16 protein-coding genes and 2 pseudogenes are annotated in these 18956 nt (G+C 73.2%); 6 read left to right on the top strand and 12 right to left on the bottom strand.

All coding sequences use genetic code 11. The features are described 5' to 3' along the window. Both GV126_RS26165 and GV126_RS26170 read right to left on the bottom strand, forming a co-directional pair. The coding region (locus GV126_RS26165; RefSeq protein ID WP_159671417.1) for a type I polyketide synthase at positions 1–3555 on the bottom strand (3555 nt) is incomplete at its 3' end. Between the two features lie 68 nt (positions 3556–3623). Continuing rightward, on the bottom strand, positions 3624–4685 hold the full coding sequence (locus GV126_RS26170; protein ID WP_159671419.1) for an SDR family oxidoreductase: 1062 nt from the start codon (positions 4683–4685) through the stop codon (positions 3624–3626). 559 nt (positions 4686–5244) lie between these two features. On the opposite strand from GV126_RS26170, the gene GV126_RS26175 reads away from it, so the two are divergent. Both GV126_RS26175 and GV126_RS26180 read left to right on the top strand, forming a co-directional pair. After that, positions 5245–7422 carry an MMPL family transporter gene (locus tag GV126_RS26175; RefSeq protein WP_159671421.1) on the top strand — a complete coding sequence of 726 codons (2178 nt, stop codon included), beginning with the start codon at positions 5245–5247 and terminating at the stop codon, positions 7420–7422. A gap of 44 nt (positions 7423–7466) precedes the next feature. Continuing rightward, positions 7467–8060: a hypothetical protein gene (locus tag GV126_RS26180; RefSeq protein ID WP_159671423.1), complete on the top strand. Its 594-nt coding sequence runs from the start codon at positions 7467–7469 to the stop codon at positions 8058–8060. A gap of 226 nt (positions 8061–8286) precedes the next feature. Here the strand turns inward: GV126_RS26180 and GV126_RS36680 are convergent. Then, positions 8287–8651 (bottom strand): annotated as a pseudogene (locus GV126_RS36680) (TetR family transcriptional regulator C-terminal domain-containing protein). Between the two features lie 99 nt (positions 8652–8750). Between GV126_RS36680 and GV126_RS26190 the strand changes: the two are divergent. Continuing rightward, positions 8751–9404, top strand: a complete 654-nt coding sequence (locus GV126_RS26190) for a CatB-related O-acetyltransferase (protein WP_159674107.1) — start codon at positions 8751–8753, stop codon at positions 9402–9404. Between the two features lie 484 nt (positions 9405–9888). Here the strand turns inward: GV126_RS26190 and GV126_RS26195 are convergent, their stop codons facing one another. Beyond that, complete coding sequence (locus GV126_RS26195; protein ID WP_159671427.1) at positions 9889–10770, bottom strand: SDR family oxidoreductase; 882 nt, start codon at positions 10768–10770, stop codon at positions 9889–9891. A 92-nt stretch (positions 10771–10862) separates the two neighbouring features. On the opposite strand from GV126_RS26195, the gene GV126_RS26200 reads away from it, so the two are divergent. After that, the gene (locus GV126_RS26200) at positions 10863–11441 is read left to right on the top strand and encodes a TetR/AcrR family transcriptional regulator (protein WP_159671429.1); all 579 of its coding nucleotides are present in this window, start codon (positions 10863–10865) and stop codon (positions 11439–11441) included. A gap of 82 nt (positions 11442–11523) precedes the next feature. Here GV126_RS26200 and GV126_RS26205 read toward each other — a convergent pair whose 3' ends face one another. The 6 genes from GV126_RS26205 to GV126_RS26230 form a co-directional block, all read right to left on the bottom strand. Next, on the bottom strand, positions 11524–11952 hold the full coding sequence (locus GV126_RS26205; protein WP_159671431.1) for a lasso peptide biosynthesis B2 protein: 429 nt from the start codon (positions 11950–11952) through the stop codon (positions 11524–11526). Further along, positions 11949–12230, bottom strand: a complete 282-nt coding sequence (locus GV126_RS26210; protein WP_236570109.1) for a lasso peptide biosynthesis PqqD family chaperone — start codon at positions 12228–12230, stop codon at positions 11949–11951. Before GV126_RS26210 ends, GV126_RS26205 begins: the two co-directional genes overlap by 4 nt. Beyond that, complete coding sequence (locus GV126_RS26215; RefSeq protein WP_159671433.1) at positions 12214–14034, bottom strand: asparagine synthase-related protein; 1821 nt, start codon at positions 14032–14034, stop codon at positions 12214–12216. Before GV126_RS26215 ends, GV126_RS26210 begins: the two co-directional genes overlap by 17 nt. A 1-nt stretch (position 14035) precedes the next feature. Next, positions 14036–14173 carry a lasso RiPP family leader peptide-containing protein gene (locus GV126_RS26220; RefSeq protein ID WP_202035837.1) on the bottom strand — a complete coding sequence of 46 codons (138 nt, stop codon included), beginning with the start codon at positions 14171–14173 and terminating at the stop codon, positions 14036–14038. Positions 14174–14473: 300 nt separating this feature from the next. Continuing rightward, positions 14474–14860, bottom strand: coding sequence for a VOC family protein (locus tag GV126_RS26225; protein ID WP_159671435.1), 387 nt, complete (start codon positions 14858–14860; stop codon positions 14474–14476). Positions 14861–15022: 162 nt separating this feature from the next. After that, the gene (locus tag GV126_RS26230; protein ID WP_159671437.1) at positions 15023–15808 is read right to left on the bottom strand and encodes a GNAT family N-acetyltransferase; all 786 of its coding nucleotides are present in this window, start codon (positions 15806–15808) and stop codon (positions 15023–15025) included. Between the two features lie 200 nt (positions 15809–16008). Between GV126_RS26230 and GV126_RS26235 the strand changes: the two are divergent. Further along, positions 16009–16305: pseudogene (locus GV126_RS26235) on the top strand (SDR family oxidoreductase); the annotation flags it as partial. A gap of 107 nt (positions 16306–16412) precedes the next feature. Here GV126_RS26235 and GV126_RS26240 read toward each other — a convergent pair. After that, positions 16413–16826 (bottom strand): winged helix-turn-helix transcriptional regulator, encoded by a 414-nt coding sequence (locus GV126_RS26240; protein ID WP_159671439.1) that lies wholly within the window; start codon positions 16824–16826, stop codon positions 16413–16415. A gap of 94 nt (positions 16827–16920) precedes the next feature. Here GV126_RS26240 and GV126_RS26245 point away from each other — a divergent pair, with 94 nt between their 5' ends. Next, a complete protein-coding gene (locus GV126_RS26245) occupies positions 16921–17826 on the top strand; it encodes an alpha/beta fold hydrolase (protein WP_438947865.1) in 906 nt (301 codons plus the stop codon). A 157-nt stretch (positions 17827–17983) separates the two neighbouring features. Here the strand turns inward: GV126_RS26245 and GV126_RS26250 are convergent, their stop codons facing one another. Then, positions 17984–18892, bottom strand: coding sequence for an NmrA family NAD(P)-binding protein (locus GV126_RS26250; RefSeq protein WP_159671443.1), 909 nt, complete (start codon positions 18890–18892; stop codon positions 17984–17986). Positions 18893–18956: the final 64 nt, after the last annotated feature.

The following is an 18956-nucleotide window of genomic DNA, read 5'->3' on the forward strand; positions in this document are numbered from 1 at the left end:
GGCGACGCAGGCACTGACCGGTGGCCTGGCGCCGGCCTCGAAGCGCCGCAGCCGGCAGCCGAGGAGTTCCACACAGACCTCTCCGTGGTCGTCGACGACGGTGACGTCCCAGACGGCCTCGGCGGCGTCGGCGGAGCGCCCGGTCACCCTCACGTATCCGGTGCCGGCGGCCGGCCGCCAGGCGCGGACCGTGTCCACGGCGGCGGGCAGGTAGGCGGCACCGTCGTCCTCCTGGAGCAGGACCGCGCCGGCCTGCAGCGCGCCGTCGAGGATCGCCGGATGCGTCAGGAAACCCGCGGTCCGGAGGTGATCGGCACGGTAGCGGGCCACGGCCTCGTGGCCGTCGGTGCGGACGTGCTCCAGGACGCGGAAGCACGGACCGTAGTCGAGCCCGCTGCGGCGGGCCCGGGTGTAGATCTGATCCGCCTCGATGGCGCGGGGGAAGTCCCGGTGGAGGACCTGCTCGTCGAGTCGGCCCGGGGCCCGGCCGAGCAGGCGCCGCACCCGGCCGCGGGCGTGGGGACGCCAGGGTTCTCCCGGGCCTCCGGTGCGGCCGGCCACGCGCGCCACCCCGTCCTCGTCGGACAGCAAGGTGTGCAGCCACACGTTCATGTCCGGCTCGTCCCACGGCAGAGTCAGCGGCTTGAAGGCGAGCGCGGTGACCTCCACCGGCGTGTCGTGGGCGATGCTGCCGGCCGCCAGGAGCGCCTCGATGTATCCGGCGGCCGGCATCAGCACCGCCCCGTTCACCCTGTGGTCGGCCAGCCAGTCCAGCCGGGCGGGGTCGAGGCGCTGGTGCCAGCTCGGTTCCAGGGCGGCGGCACGCTCGCCGAGCAGCGGGTGGTCGAGGCTGCCGTCCCCGCAGGTGCGGGTCCAGGTCCGGCCGGGCGGAAGCGGGTAGGACCGGCGCTGCCAGGCGTGTGCCGGCAGGCCGGTGACCTTCCCGGGCACGGGGAAGAAGACCGACCAGTCTCCGGCACCCGCGGCCAGGGTCCCGCCGACGGTCTCCTCCAGCGCGTCGACGCCCGCGCGGTGGCGGTGGAGGGTGGGCAGGACCGCGGCCGGCACCTTCGCCGTCTGGGCGGCCCTGCGCAGGTAGGAGGCGAGCACCGGGTGCGGGCCGATCTCGACGAGCGCGCCGCATCCCGCCGCCAGTGCCGCGGCGGCGGCCTCGGCGAACAGCACGGGGCGCCGCAGGTTGCGCCACCAGTACCCGGCGTCCAGCCCCGTGCCCTGATCGCCCTGCCACAGCGTGCCGGTCACGGTGGAGGCGAACGGCAGGCGCAGCGCGCCGGGGCGCAGATCGGCCAGTGCCTCCTTCAGCGCAGGGGCGAGGGGGTCCATCTTCCGGCTGTGGAAGGCGTAGTCGAGATCCAGCAGGCGGAAGAAGACGTCCTGGCCCGCCAGTTGGCCGCCCAGCTCCTTCAGCGCGCCCTCCTCACCGCTGACGGTGACGTCCCGGACGCTGTTGACGGCCGCGATCTCCAGCTGCCCGCCGAACGGCAGGAGCAGCGCGCGGGCCTCCCGCTCCGGCAGGCCGACGGCCGCCATGCGGCCGCTGCCGATGGTGGTGGCCTGCAACCTGCTGCGTTCGGCCACCACCCGGGCGGCGGCCGGCACGTCCAGGGCACCGGCGACGCAGGCGGCGGCGAGCTCCCCGACGCTGTGTCCGAGGACCGTGTCGGGGCGCACCCCGTGCGCGTCGAGCGCGGCGACCAGTCCCAGCTGGAGCGCGAACAAGGCGGGTTGGGCGATCTCGGTGCGGTCCATGCGCGCGGGCTCGCCCGGCTCGGCGAGTTCCCGCGCCACCGACCAGCCGAGCAGCGGTGTCAGCGCCGCGTCGGCCTCCTCGACGGCGGCCCGGAACGCGGGCACCTGGGCCATGAGGTCGGCTCCCATGCCGTGCCATTGGGAGCCGTTGCCGGAGAAGGCGAACACGACGGTGCCGTGCGCGGCCCGGTCGGTGACGGGCGGGGGCGGCATCGTCAGGGAGGCGGCCCGCTGCCGCAGCCGGTCGGCGGCCTGCTGAGGGCTGCGCGCCAGGACCACGGCGCGGTGCGGGGGGACGTGCCGGCGGCGGCACGCGGTGTAGGCGGTGTCGTAGAAGTCGTCCGCTGCGACCGTCTCCAGGTGGTCGGCCATCCGCTGGACGGCGACCGTGAGGACGTCCTCGGAGCGGGCCGAGACCAGCACGGGCAGCGCCGTGCCCGCGGGCCGTCCGCCGGTGCCCTGCGCCATCGCGTCGACGGGCGCGGGTGCGAGCACGACGTGGGCGTTGGCCCCGCCGAAACCGGCGGAGCCGACCCCGACCACGCCGCGCCCCTGGCAGGGCGGCAACGGCCTGGCGGTGACCGCCGGTTCCAGCCCGAGCGCGGCGAAGTCGATGGCCGTGGCGAGCGGTTCGGCGTGCAGGGTGGCGGGGATCCGGCGGTGGCGCAGCACCAGGCAGGCCTTGAGCAGGGCGGGCATGCCCGAGGCCGCCTCCAGGTGTCCCAGGTTGCTCTTGACCGACCCGATGGGCAGCGGCCCCCGGGTGCGTGCCGAGCCCAGAGCCCGGCCGACGGCCTGGCACTCGGCGCGGTCGCCGGCCTGGGTGCCGGTGCCGTGGGCCTCGAAGTAGACCAGTTCGTCGGGTGAGATCCCGGCGTTTCGGTACAGCGTGCGCAGCAGGTCCTCCTGCACCTCGCTGCGGGGCAGGGCGAGGCCCTGGGTGCGTCCGTCGCTGTTGACCCCGCTGGCCCGGATCACGGCGTGCACCCGGTCGCCGTCGGCGAGGGCGTCGGCGAGCGGTTTGAGGACGACCAGTGCGCCGCCCTCGGCCCGTACGTAGCCGTCGGCGGCGGCGGAGAAGGCACGGCAGCGGCCGGTCGGGGACAGCATCGACGCCTTGGCGAACCCGATGTACGGGTGCGGGTCGAGCAGCAGTCCGATGCCGCCGGCGAACGCCGTGCGGCTGCGGCCGCTGCGCAGCGCCTCGCAGGCCTGGTGCACCGCGCTCAGCGCCGAGGAGCATGCGGTGTCCACGGTCATGCTCGGGCCGCGCAGGTCGAACACGTGGGACAGCCGGTTGGAGACGATGGAGGCCGCCCCTCCGGTCATGGTGTAGGCGTCGGTCTCCTCCGGCAGTGTGCCCCTGAGCGCCAGCGCGGACGAGCCGGCGCAGCCGATGAACACCGCGGTGTCCGAGCCCGCGATCCGGTCGGGGTCCATGCCGGCGTCGTCCAGTGCCTCGACCGCCATCTCCAGCAGCAGCCGCTGCTGCGGGTCCATGCCGGCGGCCTCGCGCGGGGAGATCCCGAAGTGGTCGGCGTCGAAGTGGTCGTAGTCCTCCAGGAACCCTCCGGCGACGGTGTAGGTCTTGCCCGGTCGCCGGGGGTCGGGGTCGAGGAAACGGGAGGTGTCGAAGCGGTCCGGGGGCGCCTCGGTCACCATGTCCCGGCCTTCGCTCAGGGCCGTCCACAGCTCGTCCAGCGAGGTGATGCCGCCGGGCAGGCGGCAGGAGGCTCCGACGAGTGCGATGGGCATGTCGTGCCGGTGGGATGGCTGGGTGGGCAACACGTGCTCCTTGCTGTCGTGGTGGGTGCGGGAGGGCCGGGACGGCCGGTCGGACCGGCCGGGGCCGGTCAGCGCAGGGCCGAGGCGAGATAGTGCCGGTCGATCGCCGGTCGCCCCGGGTAGGCCAGGCCGAGCCGGGCGAGGTTGCCGTCCTCGTAGGTACGGGAGACGGACAGCCAGTAGGCGTACGCGGGCAGCGCCCGCCGCACGTCGGGCTGCCCGGCCGGCAGGTGCTCGGCCGTGTCCACGCGGACACCGAAGTGCCGGCCGAGGGTGGCGATCAGCTCGGTCAGGGGTACGTTGCGGGGGTTGACCACGTGGTGGACGGGCGGCGTACGAGAGGTGTGCCGCTCGGCAGCCTCCACCATCGCGTAGGCGGCGTGCTCCACCGGCAGGATGTTCGTGCTCGCCCCCGGGGGAACCGGCAGGGTCATGGTGCCCGGTGAAGTGAGCATCCCGGGGTCGTGCCGCAGCACGGTGTCGACCTGCCGGGCGAGCACCTGCAGGGGATGGCGGGGCCGGGCGGGATGCGCGGGGTGGTGGGTGACCAGGCCGCTGGGCCGGAAGACGACGGCCCGGCCCCCGTGCTGCGCCACCCAGCGGTGGACGAGCGCCTCGGCCTCGAACTTCGACTGCTCGTAGGGGGTGTTGAACCCGAAGGAGTCGTCGAGCACGGTCTCCTCGACGACCCCGCGGGTCCGTGCACCCGCCACGGCGACCGAGCTGACGTGGCACAGCAAGGGGGTGCGCTCGCCGGCCGACAGCAGCCGCAGCACGTGCCGGGTGCCGTCGACGTTCGTCCGCCGTGCCTGCCGCAGGGTCGCGGCGAAGGAGATGTGCCCGGCGCAGTGCCACAGCACGTCGACGCGGTCCGCCAGGCGCTGGAACGCCACGCGGCCCAACCCCAGGAAACCGTCCTCCAGCACGATCTCGACCGTCTCCATGTGGGTGCGCGCCGCGCGGAGTTCGTCCTCGTCGGCACCGCAGGCCCGCAGGAACCGCTCGACCCGCACGGGCGCCGGCAGCGGATGCGGGCGGGCGAGCAGCAGCAGCCGCCGCCCCCGCGCCAGCAGCTCACGCACCAGGTGCAGGCCGAGGAAGCCGGTGGCACCGGTGACCGCGGTCAGCACATACGCCCCCGGGCTCCGGCGCCCGGCGGGACGGACACGGGACCGGGACCGCTCCGGCGGGCACCGACCTGCGGAGGAAGGGGCGCGAGGGACGATGTCGTGCGGATCACGTGGCGGACAGTAGCCCAATGGGAGCAGACGGTGAGCGGACTCGTCCGGTGGGGTGGCGGCGTGGGACCCTCGCGCCGGGGCCGGAGCGGCCCGTATCACCGGAGCCGGAGCGGGCCCGTGTCACCGGCAGACAAGCTGTGGGTGGCGCCCTGCGCACCCGGGCCCGAGGGCGCTTCCGGGCCGACGGTGCGGCGCTCATGGGAGCCGGCCGTCCGGCGCGTCCGATGCCGCCGCGTCCGATCCAGCGGTCCCTCGTCTCCCACTCGGCCGTCCTCCGCTTCTCACTCGTTCGAGTCATGGCCGCCGGGTGACGAGGGGCAACGGGAGCCCTTGCCCCGCAGGGCGGACCGGGGCGTCCGGCGCGACCCGGGAGTGTTCGCGGTGGCCGCTGTGCTCCGCCGGTCCGTGATACCCAGAACGCCTTCGACAACTGGGTCGGGAGGTGGCGGTGCGCCGGATCGGGACGGTCGTGGTGCGGTACCGGTTCGCGGTGACGGCCGTGTGGCTGGTCCTGGTCGTGGCGAGTGTCACCGTGCTCTGCGCGCTGCCCCGGGCCCTGCAGCCACCGGACATCACCGTCGGAGGCTCGGCCTCCTCCGCCGCGTCCGACCTGATCGCCCGGCGGTTCCCCGACATCGGCCGGCAGCAGGTCATGCTCGCCTTCACCTCCTCCGCCCTGCCCGCCACCGACCCGGCGTACCAGCGCACCACCCAGGCCGTCACCACGGCGATGGCCGCCGACCCCCAGGTCGGCGCCGTCATGCCGGTGCCCCGGGTGAAGGGACAGGACAGCCGTCACACCTACGTGATGCTCGGCATCCGCGGTGACACGCACACCGCCCGCCGTGCGCTGCCGGACCTGGACGAGCGAGCCCGGCGCGTCGCGCACGACCGTTCGCGGGGCGCTGTGTCGGTCGCCCTCGTCGGTCTCGACCCGGTCCTGGCCCGGATGGCCCGCGCCACGACACAGGACGTGCGGTCGGCGGAGACCTTCGCCGTGCCCGCCGCGGCCCTGCTGCTGGCTGTGGGGCTGGGCTCCCTGGGGGCCGCCGCGCTGGTCCTGCTGCTGGCCGGCAGCGCGATCGCGCTCGCCCTCGGCGTCCTGACGGTCACCGGCCTGTCCCAGGGCGTCGATGCCACCGCGGTGACCGTGGTGGCCACCGTAGGTCTCGGCGTGGGCCTGGACTACGGGCTGTTGCTGACGCTGCGTCACCGCAGTCGGCGATCCGCGGGTCTGCCGCCCGGCCGGGCGGCCGTGGAGGCCGCCGCCACCGCGGGCGCCACGGTCGCCCTGGCCGGCACGGCCGTCGTGGCGACCGCCACCGGACTGCTGCTGACGGACATCGGCTCCCTGCGCACCCTCGCGTTCGCCGCCGTACTGGCCGCGTCGGCCGCGACGCTCGCCGCGCTCACCTTGATGCCGGCCCTGCTCGCCACCTGTGACCGCCTGCTGGCCTGGGGCCCGATGCCCTGGGCCCGGCCGGGACGGCGCCGCCGCAAGCCGGGCCCCACCGCCTGGGAGCGGTGGACCGCCCATCTGCTGCGGCATCCCGTGCGGTACGCGACGGCCGCGACGGCGCTGCTCCTGCTGGCGGCGGCCCCCGTGGCCGGCCTGCGTACGGCGGTGCACTTCGACCGGTCCGTGCTGGCCGGCACGCCCACCGGCGGCGGACTGGCCAGGATGGAGGCGGACCGGATCGCGAGCGTCACCCTGGTCGCCCTGCCCCACCCGGTGGGCGCCGGCCCCGTCGACACCGAGCCCCTGTCCACGGCGCTCGCCGCCGACCACCGGGTCGCCGCGGTCACCACCCTGGACAACGGCCGTGACCTGACGCTCCTGCTGGCCGGCGAGGGCCAGGCACCGGACACCGCCGCCGCGCACGCCCTCCAGCAGCACCTGCGCGAGGACCTCCTGCCGGAGCTGCTGCCCGGCGGGCAGGCCGTGGGGCCGGCCGGTCCGTCCGCCGCCCTGCACGACCTGTCCACGCAGGCCGGCGGCCGGATCTGGCGCGTGCTCGCGGTGATCTGCTGCGCCACCTTCGTGCTGACCTTCCTGGTGTTCCGGTCGGTACTCGTCCCGCTGAAGGCGATCGTGATGAACCTGCTCTGCGTCGCCGCCGCCTTCGGCCTGCTGGCCGTGACGACCCCGGTCCTCGGATACCCCGCGGTCAACCCGTTGCTGCCGTTGATCACCCTCACCCTGGTCTTCGGCCTGTCCATGGACTACGAGGTCTTCCTCGTCCACCGCATCGCCGAGCACTACCGGACGCACGGCGACAACCCGGCAGCGGTCCTGCACGGGCTGCGCCGCACCGCGGTGCCCATCAGCCTGGCGGCCGGGGTGCTCGTGGTCACCCTCACGGGCCTGCTCACCACCCACCGGCAGGACCTGCGGCAGATCGGCTTCGCGGTGATGACCGCTGTCGTGCTGGACGCCACCGTCGTCCGGATGGTGCTCGCCCCGGCCCTGATGCGGCTGATGGGCCGCGCCAACTGGTGGCTGCCGGCCTGGTGCGGCCGCCTCCTGCCGCACCGGGCCGGCGAGGCTCGCCTGCCCGCACAGCAGCACCGCGCCGGCGACACCGCCGGCACCCCCGCCCGCGCGACCGAACCCCCACGGGTGTGACGCACGCCGCCCTGCCCGTGAACCCACCGATCCAAGGAGTTCCCGTGTTCCGTCCGACCGCAAGCCGACTGGTACGCCGCCTCGTTCCCGCCGCGGCCGCGCTCCTGCTGGCCGCTCCGGCTCTCCCGCGTGCACAGACCCCCGCCCTCGTCCCAGCCGCCCGCGCCTCCGGCTCCGCCCTGCTCACGTGCGCCGCCCGCACCGCACCCGGCCGCCCGATCACCCTGACTCCGGCCGTCACCACGCTCACCCGGACCATCCACGCCCGCGCGACCCTGCAGCTCAGCGACTGCCGGGCGACCACGCGGGCCGGGCGGCAGCTGCGCTCGGCAACCGTGCAGATCGACGCACGGGTACGCGCCGACTGCAGCAGGGTCACGCCCCTGACCGGGAAGGCCACCGTCACCTGGCGCAACGGCTCCGGGCGCCGCGTCGGAACCTCCACCGTCCAGGCGGTGCGCCGCACCCATGACAGCTCCAACGTCGCCGACGGCCTCCTCGCCGGGAAGGTCACCCGCGGCCCGATGGCGGGCACCAAGGTCAGCGGCAGCCTCATTCCCACCAGCTCCATCACCCACTGCGCGGACAAGGGCCTGCGGACGCTGGCCGGTTCGGGCAAGGTCTCCCTCCACCGCTGAAGCCCACCCGGGGCCGAGCAGGGGACACCCGCCGCTTCCGATCGCGGGGTATCGGTGGGACGACCGATGCGGGGTGGCGGCGGTTGATAGTCCTCGGGAGATCGTTCGCGGGTGTGCTGTGATGTGCCCGGTGGGCGCGAGACGAACCGCGGCGCCGGGGCCGCTGCCGTCCTGCGCGAGGCTTGTCGCGTTCCGGGCTGCGCTCGGGTTCGTTCTGCCTCCTCGATCACATGCTCCCTTCCCGACCGAGGGAGAAGGCACCCGCGGCAGCCGCCAGGACTGCCGCCTGTGCGGCGCCTTCCGGGAGTTGCGGGTCCGGATCGGCGCGCAGGAGCACCAGCTGGTGGAAGAGCGGTGCCGTGGCGGCGATCAACAGGCCCCGCGCGTCGGTCTGTCGTGCAAGGAATTCACCGCGCTCGATGGCGCGTTCGACGCGTATCTCTCTTTCCCGGTCGCGACACCCTCCGTCGTGAGTCCTTCCTGACCGCCTTCAGCGAGTTCGGCGCACACCGCATCGAGGATCCGGGCGCGGATGCGGGCGGTGCGACCGCCCGGACGGTGGTCCGACGTGGTGCACAACGGTTCCGTCATCGGCCATCAGTATCCGGTTGATCAAGGGGGCAGGGCTGTGCCAGCGTCTTCATGCGACAGTTGTCGCTCCAGGTTCAGCAGAGAGGAACCGTTCCCGTGATGCCGCCCGTTCCCGCTGATCCCACTGTGCTGCACCCGATGCCCGAGCATTCGCGCATGGTTCTGCTGAAGCCGTTGGTGACGTCGCCGCTGATCGAGGTCGGTGACTTCTCGTACTACGACGATCCGGACGACCCGACCGCCTTCGAGACGCGCAACGTTCTCTACCACTACGGTCCCGAGCGGCTTGTCATCGGCAAGTACTGCGCGGTGGGGACGGGCACCCGGTTCATCATGAACGGCGCCAACCACCGCATGGACGGTCCTTCCACCTTCCCGTTCCCCACCATGGGGGGCTCCTGGGCGGAGCACTTCGACCTGATCACCGACCTGCCCGGCCGGGGCGACACGGTCGTCGGCAACGACGTGTGGTTCGGCCACGGCGCCACGGTCATGCCCGGTGTACGCATCGGACACGGTGCGATCGTCGCCGCCGGCGCCGTGGTCACCGGAGACGTCCCCGACTACGGCATCGTCGGCGGCAACCCGGCCCGGCTCATCCGCACCCGCTACGACGCCGCGGACATCGCCCGGCTCCTCGCCGTGGCGTGGTGGGACTGGCCCGTGCAGCACATCACCAGGCATGTGCGGACGATCATGGCCGGGTCCGTCGCCGAGTTGGAGGAGGCCGCCGCGCAGATCGACCAGCCCTGACACCATTTCCTCGTCGCACCGCCCGCATCCGTCCCCCGCCAGCAACGAGCGATCCCCATGTCCCGCCGCCGCGCCCACAGCGCGACGGCCGGAGCCCCCCTCGCAGTCATGTCCTGCCCGGCCTCGCGCTCATCCGTGAGCTGGTGGCCCGCGAGCACCGGCCACCTGCGCCGACGCCGTTCGTGGCCGACCGGATCGAATCCGCCCGGACGCGGAGCTGGTGGCATCGCCATCTCGGAGTCCTGGTCCAGGCCCGCCAGGACTGACGCACGGTCCAGGCAGGGGAGGCGAAGGGGATGGCGGCGTGGGCCGCGGCGGGGTGCCGACCCCTGATTCACCCGAGAGCAGCGATGATCACCGCGTCATCGCTGTCGGACGGGCGCCGGTCGAGCACGGCTTCGCCCACCTCGGGAACTGACGGATCCTCACCAAGGCCCGCACCCGACCCTCCCCGAGCCGCCGCCTGCCTCCTGCACGTTCTCCGTCAGGGCTGGATGTTCTCCAGGTCCTCAAGGAGGCTGGGGTGGGTCGGGTGCCACCCGAGGACATCGCGGGTGTGGGCGCTGGACGCCGGCTGGTCCAGCGCGAAGATCGGGCCGAACGGGCCGAAGTCCTCCTGCGGGACCTCCTTCACCGGCAGGCCCAGCCGCCGGCCGATGACCGTCGCGATGTCCCGTACCCTGTCGCCCTCATCGGCCACGGCGTGCCAGGCCGTCCCGGCCGGTGCGGACTCCAGGGCCAGACGGAACAGGACCGCCGCGTCGAGCGCGTGCACGGCCGGCCAGCGCTGGCTTCCGTCGCCCGGATACCCGGCCACCCCGGTGCGACGCGCCTGATCGGTCATCAGGCCGGCGAATCCGCCCTTGCCCTGGTTGTGGACCGTGCGCGGCATGCGGACGGCCGTGCTGCGCACACCGCGCGAGGCGAGATCCAGCAGCGCGTCGACCGAACGGCCCCGACCGCCCACCGGCCCGTCGGTCGGCAGCGGATCGGCCTCGGTCGAGGCGCGTCCCGGTACCCAGGGCGTACCCGAAACCGCGACGATCGGGCGGTCGCTGCCGATGAGTTCCTGTCCCAGTGTGGCGAGAGCGGCACTCTCCTCGGCGATGGACCGGGCGAGCGCGTCCGGACTGGCGTAATCGCGTCCGAACGCCAGACTGATCACGCCGTCGCACTGCGCTGCGCCGGCCCGCAGGACGTCGAGGTCCGCCAGGTCTCCTCGCAGTACGTCGGCACCCGCGCTCTCCAGGGCCTGTGCGGAGCCGTCCGAGCGAGCCAGCGCGAGAACGGTGTGGCCGTTGCCGAGCAGCTCGGCGACGACGGCGGAGCCGATGGTGCCGGTGCCGCCGGTGATGAAGACGTGCATGGGCCCTCCCTTGAAAGTGATGGGACTCTTGTCCCATCACTGACCACCCTACACGGTGACGGGACAAGAGTCCCATCGCTTATCCTGTGCGCATGGGTAGATGGCAACCAGGAGCGACCGAGCGACTCGTCGCTGCGGCCGTCGACCTGTTCACCGAGCAGGGATACGACGCAACGACGGTCACGCAGATCGCCGAGCGTGCCGGCGTCACCAAGAGCACCTTCTTCCGGCACTTCGCCGACAAGCGCGAGGTACTGGTCGCCGGTCAGGAGACGCTCAGCAGGCTGCTCGCCGAGGGCATCGCCGAGGCCCCTGCGAGCGCCACCCCGCTCCAGGCGGTGGCAGCCGGTCTCGAGCGCGCATCGAGCGTCATGGGCCCGGCGAACCGCGAACTCGGCGCCCGCCTCAAAGCAGCCGTGGCAGCCAGCACCGAACTCCAAGAGCGCGACGCCCTGAAGAGCGTCGGTCTCGCGGCCGCCATGACAGCCGCGCTCATCGCCCGCGGCGTCCCGGACCCGACCGCGCATCTCGCTGCCGAGCTGGGAGTCCTCGCGTTCAAGCGGGGATACGCCCAGTGGTCCGAAAGCGATCGTGACGATGCAGAAGGGCTCGCGCCGCATGCACTGGCAGCCCTGGAAGACCTGCGCGCGGCAACCGCATCGCTGGGCTGATCGATGCCGTTCGGCTGCCGTCGGCCGCAGCGGCGCGGCGCGAACCACCACCACTATGCTGCCGGCCGGCCGCCCGCGGTGATCAGCACGCCCGACGCCGGCGGGGAGGCCGGACGCTGATGATCGTGCGGTAGGCGGTGATGTCCGCCGGTTCGCCGACGGGCCGGCCGTCTGCCTCCACCCAGGCATGCGCCGTGAACGGAGGCGTTCTCACGCCGGTGCACCAGGTGGGCCAGTTGCCCCGCATCCGGCAGAGCAAGGTGGTGGCCAGGGAGCGTTGCAGGCAGTACGTGCCGGCGCACAGGGTGGAGGTCGCCGTGATGTCCTGGCGGGCGGCCAGGGCCTGGGCGTGGGTGGCCGGCGCGGCGCCGCGTCGCAGCAGGCGCAGCACCAGCCGGATACGGCGGGGCGGGAGCCGGGCGAGCAGGCAGGCGGCCAGGACGGCGATGCGGGCGGGCACGCGTCGGCGCAGCGCAGGCCGCCTGCCGCCGGATGCGAGGATCTGGCTCACCGCCCCGCTCCCTCGGTCAGCCGGGCAGCGGTCAGCCGGTTCAGCAGCGTGGTGACGTCGGTGGCGACTCGCTGCCGGGAGGCGTCCGTGGTGGCCGCCAGCTCCTCGCTGATCTGCGCGGGCGTGGCGCCGTCCAGCAGGCGGCGCAGGATGTGGGCCCCAGTGGTGTTGAGCTGCCAGTAGCGGCCGGTGCGTTCGTCCAGCAGGACTGTTCCGTCCTCGGTGTCGCAGGCGGTCACGTCGCGGCGCAGCCGTACCGGGTCAGGTGTCGGGTTCACAGGCGTGTTCCTTCAGGTGGCCGGGGTGCGGGTGGCTCTCCAGGTCGCGGAGCCACTGTTCGAGTCCCAGGGTGTGCTCCAGTTCGGCGCAGCCGCCGCGGAGCAGGGCCGGTGCCAGGAAGGCGCGGCGCAGGGCGCCGGGCTCGGCCAGGCCGGCGGCGACCAGGCGGGCGTCCTCCGCCCAGGCCGCAAGCGCGGGCCGCTGGGCGGCCCGCCCCGCGTACCACTCCTGACTGCTGTGGTCCTTGGTGGTGCGCTGCAGCAGCGCCGGGGGAACGATGCCGCGCAGCGCGGCGGCGAGCAGGGGCTTGTAGGAAGCCGGGTGGCCCGCCTCCTCGGGTCGTACGCGCAGGCAGGCGGCGAGCACGGCGTCGTCGCAGAAGGGGGCTTCGACGGGCAGTCGGGCCTGCATGCCGGCGTCCGCGCGGTGGGCGGCGTCGATGCCGGCCAGGCGCGCCTGGTGGACCCAGGCGTGCGTCCCGCGGTCGGACCCCAACGGCTCGGTGCTCTCGGCCGCTGCACGCAGGGCGGCGGCGGCCGGTTCCCGCGCCCGGCCGGTCGCCCAGGACGGCAGCGCCGGCGGCGGGCCCCAGCCGAAATCGGGTGCCCGGTCACGCCGGACGGCCTCCAAAGCGGCGGCCTGCTGCCGCAGCCAGCGCGGCAGCGACCGGTCGGACAACAGGGCGCGGGCGGTGGCCGACAGGGGCCGGCGGCGCAGGGCCCGGTGAGCCATGGCATGGGCCACACCCGTGCGCGGGCTGCGGCGCAGCAGCGGGTGCACGTAGGCGGCAGGAGGCGTCACCACGTGGTCCCCACCGTGGCCGGACAGCCGCCGGCGGGCACCGTGTCCGGCCAGTACCTGGGCCAGGCGCTCCTGTTGGGCCCGGTAGCGCAGTACCGGCGTCGGCTCCTCACCCGCGGGCCGCCGGTCGGAGGCGCCGGTGAACGGCTGCGGTAGCTGCGCCGACGGGCAGACCAGGTGTGTCAGGCCGGGCAGGTGACCGGCCGCGAGGCGTGCGTAGCGGGCGTCTTCGTTGGCGGGCGCGGACCACTGCAGGGTGACCGCCACCAGCTCCGCCCCCGCCTGGTGGGCCAGGAAGCACACGCTGGTGGAGTCCATGCCGCCGGACAGGTCCGCGCCCCACACCTGTCCCGGACGCACCCGGGAGGCGATCGCCGCGCGCAGCGCCGTGCGCAGCAGCGGCGCGGCCTCGTCCAGGGGCAGGTCGGATGCCGGGGGACACCACCACCGTTCGCTGCGCACCCTGCCGTCCGACCCCAGCCGCAGCGCCTGGTGCGGCGGTACCGGGACCACGCCGCGCCACATCGACACCGTCTCGTACGGGAAGGGAAAGGCGGGCAGCAGCATGCGCAGCGCCAGCCGTGACCGGTCGATCTCCGCCCCGGTCAGCCACGCCAGGGTGCTGGCCCGGTCGGCGGCCACCGTGACCTGCCCCCCGGCAGCGGTGAACAACCGGCGGGTCCCGGTGGCCGTGCCTCGGGCGTACACCTCGCCGCCGTCGGAGGCCAGCAGGTGGAAGCTCCCTGCGGCGCCGTCCACCGCGGTGCCGTGCGCGGCCAGAGTCTCCGGCGTCAGGTCACTGGGGCCCAGGGCCGCCAGCCGCACGGCCCCCGCCCGCGTCGTCACCTCCTGATCCGCCGGCCAGCAGCCGACCAGCCAGGGGCGCCCCGAAGCATGGGTCAGTGTGTGGCAGGCGTACGACGCCAGGGACGCGGCGACGGCCGGCGCCGGTTCCCGGTCCGGGAGGACCACGAACCAGCGCCGGCCGCACGCGGAGGGCATGTCAGCCCCACGTCCCGCTGCCCCATCCCTCGGGAGCCCACCAGCCTTGGCCGCGGGTCTCTTCCGTGAAGGTGCCCACCTCTACCAGGATCGGAGGCTCGTAGACCTCCACCTCGTTCTGCACAGTCTCCGCGTTCATGGCAGACCACCCCTTTTCCGAATCAGTCAGGTGAAACCGGGTCTGTGTCAGGGCAGTTTCCCCGCCGGTCAGTGGCCAAGCGGCAGATCACTCCTGTGAGTGTCTCCCCGCCGTTGTGCCACTGACCGGTGCACGCCCCGGCGCTGCGCCGGTGCCGGTCGCGCCGCCGGCAGCGGTCGAACCGGGCGACCCCTGTGCGCCAGGCACGCCCTCGGCCGTCGCGGCACATGAGCGACATGATCCAGTCGCGTCGGTTTCGCTCGACCGCGCCACCGCCGCGCTCACCGCCGAGCGCTCGTGCTACGCCTGCTCCTTGTACACCGCCTCGACGTTGTTGCCGTCCGGGTCATCCACGAACGCGCAGTAGGCGCCGTACTCGGGCCACAGCCGAGGCTCGTGCCGCGACGTGCCGCCGGCTGCCAGTGCGGCCGCGTAGAAGGAGTCGACCGCGGCTCGGTCCCGGGCGGTGAACGCGATATGCGCGCCTTGTGTCACCGTGGCACCGTTCGCGGGGTACAGGCCGAAGGAGGGGGTGTCCAACTCGGCTTCCCAGAACTCCGCTCCACCGTCCGCCGCCTCACCGATGACACCGAGGGGTTTGAGCGCAGCCTTGTAGAAACGAGTGCTCACCTCGAGGTCCGAGGCGATGAAGGTCAGGTGGTGGATGAAAGGCCATCGTTGAGTCATGGCGGAGAAGTCTAGGAGGGCCCGGCACCGCTGCCTGCTGTCGGGTCTCCCGCAGGTCGGCCGGTCTCGACACGGCACGGAAACCCAGCCGGCACGTCGATGTCGAAACCCGGCGAGGAACCCCCGCCCGACCGCCTCCGAGAGCCCTGCCGGCTTCTCAGCTCACGGCGACCAGACATACGGTGTCGTCGTGGTGACCGCGTGCAGGCCGAGCCGGGTGAGGATCGGGGCGCTGTCGGCTGAGGCGTCGACGTAGACGTAGGGGATGTCGCGGGCAGCAGCGAGCTGGGCCCGGTGGGCGACCATGGCCCGGTAGATGCCCCGTCCGCGCCACTCCTTGAGCGTCGAGCCGCCCCACAGACCGCCGAAGTCGACACCGTCGTTGAACACCAGCCAGGCGGCGCAGACGACTTCAGTGCGTGCCTCGGCGACGAGGACGACGGTGCTTTCCGGGGCGTTCTCGATCCGTGCGGCCAGGTCGTCGGCCAGCCAACTCCGGTCCTCGCCCCAGATGGTGGTCTCCAAAGCCGCGATGCGCTGGAGGTCCGACCTGGCGGTGACACGGCGGAGGGTCACACCGGCGGGCAGAACGGGGTCGGCGGCAAGCTCCGCGGACCGCCCGATGAGCACGGTTTCGCTGTCCTCGGCGACGAAGCCGGCCGCAGCGAGTCGGTCAGTGAGGTCGGCGGGGAGATCGTGAGCGCGAGTCTTCCATTCGACCGGCTCACCACGGGCAGCGTAGAAGTCACGCTGCCGCGCTATGAGTGCGTCGAGCTCTTCCCCGTACAGACCAAGGTCGCGTGGGCCCGTGACGAAGCCGCGGTGCCACCCGACGACGCGGGTCAGGGGGCCGTCCTTCTCGATGCGGACACTGCCGCCGGGCGAGGTGACACCGCGGAGTTGGGCGTCATACGCGGTGCGGAGTTCGTCGATCAGAATGTCCTTCACCCGAACACCGTACGGACCGGGTCAAGTGAGCAACCACCGGTCGAAACCGCGCGAGCACCAGGGGCTGCACTCTTTCGGCCGGCCACCGGAGTGCAGAAAGAATCAGGTGCTGCCCGCTGCCACCTCCTGCCTCGAGGGCCAGCTACTCTTCGGGCGGTTGCCCCTCCCGGCGTTCGCATCCACGCAGTGCCGTCGGTCAGCAACTGCAGGTCTACAGCGCCTCGAAGGCGGCGGTGAGCAACCTCGTGCACAACTGGGCCCGGCAGTCGCGGGAGCGCCGGTTCCGGATCAACGTGCTCAGCCCGGGGCCCACGCGGACCCCTGGCCTGCTGGGCGCCGCCGGGCCGGACGCCGACCGGTTCGCCGAGGTCGTGCCACTGGGGCGGCTGGCCGACGCGGACGAAATCGCCGAGGCCGCGCTCTTCCTGGCTTCGGACGCCTCGTCGTTCGTCACCGGAGCCGAACTCTTCGCGGACGGCGGCTACACCCGAGCCTGAACGAGGGCCGGTGTGCGCATCCGGTTCCTCCCCGGCGGGATGGGGCGCACACCCGGCCGGGCGCAGCGTAGCGGGCGCGCCACGGCCCGGGGCCACGCCCTCCGTTCTCAGCTGCGGGCCGGACTCTCCTCGCCTTGCGTGTGCGGGGCGAGTTGCTCGGCGAGGCGGTTGTTGCGCAGGAGGGTGGAGACGTGCGTCTCGGCCCAGGCACGCAGAGCGGCGAGCGGTGTCTCCAGGGAGAGACCCAGTTCGGTGAGCCGGTAGTGGACGCGGGGCGGCACCGTGGGTTCCACGCGCCGGGCGATCAGGCCGTCGCGGACCAGGCTTTGCAGGGTCGAGGAGAGCATCTTCTGCGAGATGCCCGGTATGCGGCGCCGCAGCTCGCCGAAGCGGACCTCTTCCGGGGCCGCCTCGGCAAGCACTTTGATGACCATGGAGGTCCATTTGGTGCCGATCCGGTCCAGCACCTGCCGGGTCGGACACAGGGGATCGAAGAGGTCGCCCTGCCGAGAGCTGGTCACCTGGAGCTCACCACCTGTGGGAAAAGTGCCGTCTTGGGCCCCCGAGCCTAGTTCCTTACCGTTTTCTGGTCACCATTCGTTACCGCGCGCCTCCATGGAGCTTCCCATGCCCGAACCGAGCCGTGTCCAGATCAACGGCATCGACGTGAACGTCGCCTCGGCCGGATCCGGACCCGCTGTCCTGCTCCTGCACGGCTTCCCGCACACCTGGGAGGTATGGGGCGAGGTCATGGCGGACCTGTCCGCCCACTACCGGGTCATCGCACCGGACCTGCGCGGCTTCGGTGCGAGCACCCGCGCCGAGACGGGGTACGACGCGGTGAGCCTGGCCCAGGACGCCGAGGCTCTGCTGGAGGCGCTGGGGGTGGCGTCCGCGGCCGTGGTGGGGATCGACGCGGGCACTCCTGTGGCGTTCCTGCTGGCGATGCGCCGTCCCGACCTCGTGGAACGGCTCGTCGTCATGGAGTCGCTGATCGGCCGGCTGCCCGGAGCCGAGGAGTTCCTCGTCGGTGGTGCTCCGTGGTGGTTCGGTTTCCACGCAGTGGAGGGACTGGCGGAACGAGTGCTCCAGGGCCACGAGGCCGACTACATCGACTGGTTCCTCACCACCGGCACACTCGGCGACGGCGTGGCGGAGCCGATACGGCGGGCGTTCATCCGCGCCTACACCGGGAGGGCGGCACTGCGCTGCGCGTTCTCCTACTACCGGGCCCTGCCGCAGAGCGCGGCCCAGATCGAGCAGGCGGTCGCCTCCGCGCGGCTGACCGTGCCGACGTTGGCGATCGGCGCCCACCCGGTCGGCAGGGCGCTGGAGCACCAACTGCGTCCGATCGCCGACGATCTCACCGGACACATCATCGAGGAGTGCGGCCACATCATCCCCCTGCACCGCCCCGAGCGGCTGCTCGCCCTGCCGCGGCCCTTCCCGGCCGTCGGCCGCTGCCCGATCCGGACGGCCGGCAGGCGGACCCGTCGCCCGACCGGGCGCCGTTGTCCGTGATCGCCCGCCGGCCTCTCCGTGCGGGCTCACCACAACCAGGGGCCGAATGGTGAGGCCTGTGCGCTGCCCGGCCCGCCGGCCCGAGGAACCACCATGCAGCAGTGACCGCCGGCACGGCGACCGCCGTACCGATTCCGTCGTACCGGCGGTGCCTGCGTCACGCCCCCGGCGCGGCCTCGCGGGCGAAGTCCTCCAGCGAACCGGGCTTGACCTGGGGGTACTTGTCGTTGTCCAGGCTGTCGAACTTCGCCTTGCCCGTGACCATGCACCATTGGTACTGCAGGCCCACGTACTCGAACGGGTTCTGGGTGAGGCCGGCCCGGCGGGTGATCTCGGCGCGCAGCTCATCAGCGGTGCCGAGCCTCTTCAGGGCGAGGCTGCGGCCGGTGGCCCGCTCCAGGGCCTGGTGGAACCGGCGCATCGACAGCACCTCACCGGCGAACCGCTGGGTGCCCTTGGCCTGCGGGTCGAGGGCGACCGCGGCGGTGAAGGCGGCGGGGTCGGCGACCGAGGTCATGTCGAGCGGCTGGTCGGCATCGCCCCAATGGGCGACGGTGCCCGCCTCCCAGTCGACGATCCCCATGAAACCGATCATGACCTCGTAGAACGCACCGTTGAGCACCGAGATCACATCGAGGCTCGTGTCGCCGTACGCGGTCGCGGCCTGCCGACGCCAGTCGATCATGAAGTTGTCGCCGTCCTCCAGCTTGGTGATGTCGATGGCGAAGTCGGACGGGATGAAGCGGCGGGCACCGCTCCGTTCCGCGGCGCGCCCCAGGTTCCCCTGCCCGTCCACGATCAGCTCCGGGCCGCCCTGCACCGCCGAGATCACGGTGGTGGCGTCGCCGATCGCGGCGGCCAGCTTCTGAGGCGGGTCGGTGATGTCGCCCTCGACGAGCTCCAGGCCGCGGGCTTCCAGGGCCGCGAGTGCGGCCCTCTTGTCCCCCTTGGTGCCCGGCCGGACAAGAGCGCGCACGGGGGCGCCCTGGTCGAGCAGGGCGCTGGCGATCTGGCTGCCCAGCAGGCCGGTGGCGCCGACCACGAAGGTCTTGGAAGCGGTGGTCATGGTGTGGTTCTCCTCGGTAAGGTCCGGGCCTCGACCGGCCCGGACGCAGATGAGCACGGTGCGT

Origin of the sequence: Streptomyces mexicanus, from assembly GCF_902506575.1 — a bacterium.
Lineage (GTDB): Bacteria > Actinomycetota > Actinomycetes > Streptomycetales > Streptomycetaceae > Streptomyces > Streptomyces mexicanus.

Bases quoted from the DNA above. Each gene is read 5' to 3' on its own strand.
- GV126_RS26190 (WP_159674107.1), top strand. From the start codon at position 8,751: ATGCCGCCCGTTCCCGCTGATCCCACTGTGCTGCACCCGATGCCCGAG.
- GV126_RS26195 (WP_159671427.1), bottom strand. From the start codon at position 10,770: ATGCACGTCTTCATCACCGGCGGCACCGGCACCATCGGCTCCGCCGTC.
- GV126_RS26200 (WP_159671429.1), top strand. From the start codon at position 10,863: ATGGGTAGATGGCAACCAGGAGCGACCGAGCGACTCGTCGCTGCGGCC.
- GV126_RS26215 (WP_159671433.1), bottom strand. From the start codon at position 14,034: ATGCCCTCCGCGTGCGGCCGGCGCTGGTTCGTGGTCCTCCCGGACCGG.
- GV126_RS26220 (WP_202035837.1), bottom strand. From the start codon at position 14,173: ATGAACGCGGAGACTGTGCAGAACGAGGTGGAGGTCTACGAGCCTCCG.
- GV126_RS26225 (WP_159671435.1), bottom strand. From the start codon at position 14,860: ATGACTCAACGATGGCCTTTCATCCACCACCTGACCTTCATCGCCTCG.
- GV126_RS26245 (WP_438947865.1), top strand. From the start codon at position 16,921: ATGGAGCTTCCCATGCCCGAACCGAGCCGTGTCCAGATCAACGGCATC.
- GV126_RS26250 (WP_159671443.1), bottom strand. From the start codon at position 18,892: ATGACCACCGCTTCCAAGACCTTCGTGGTCGGCGCCACCGGCCTGCTG.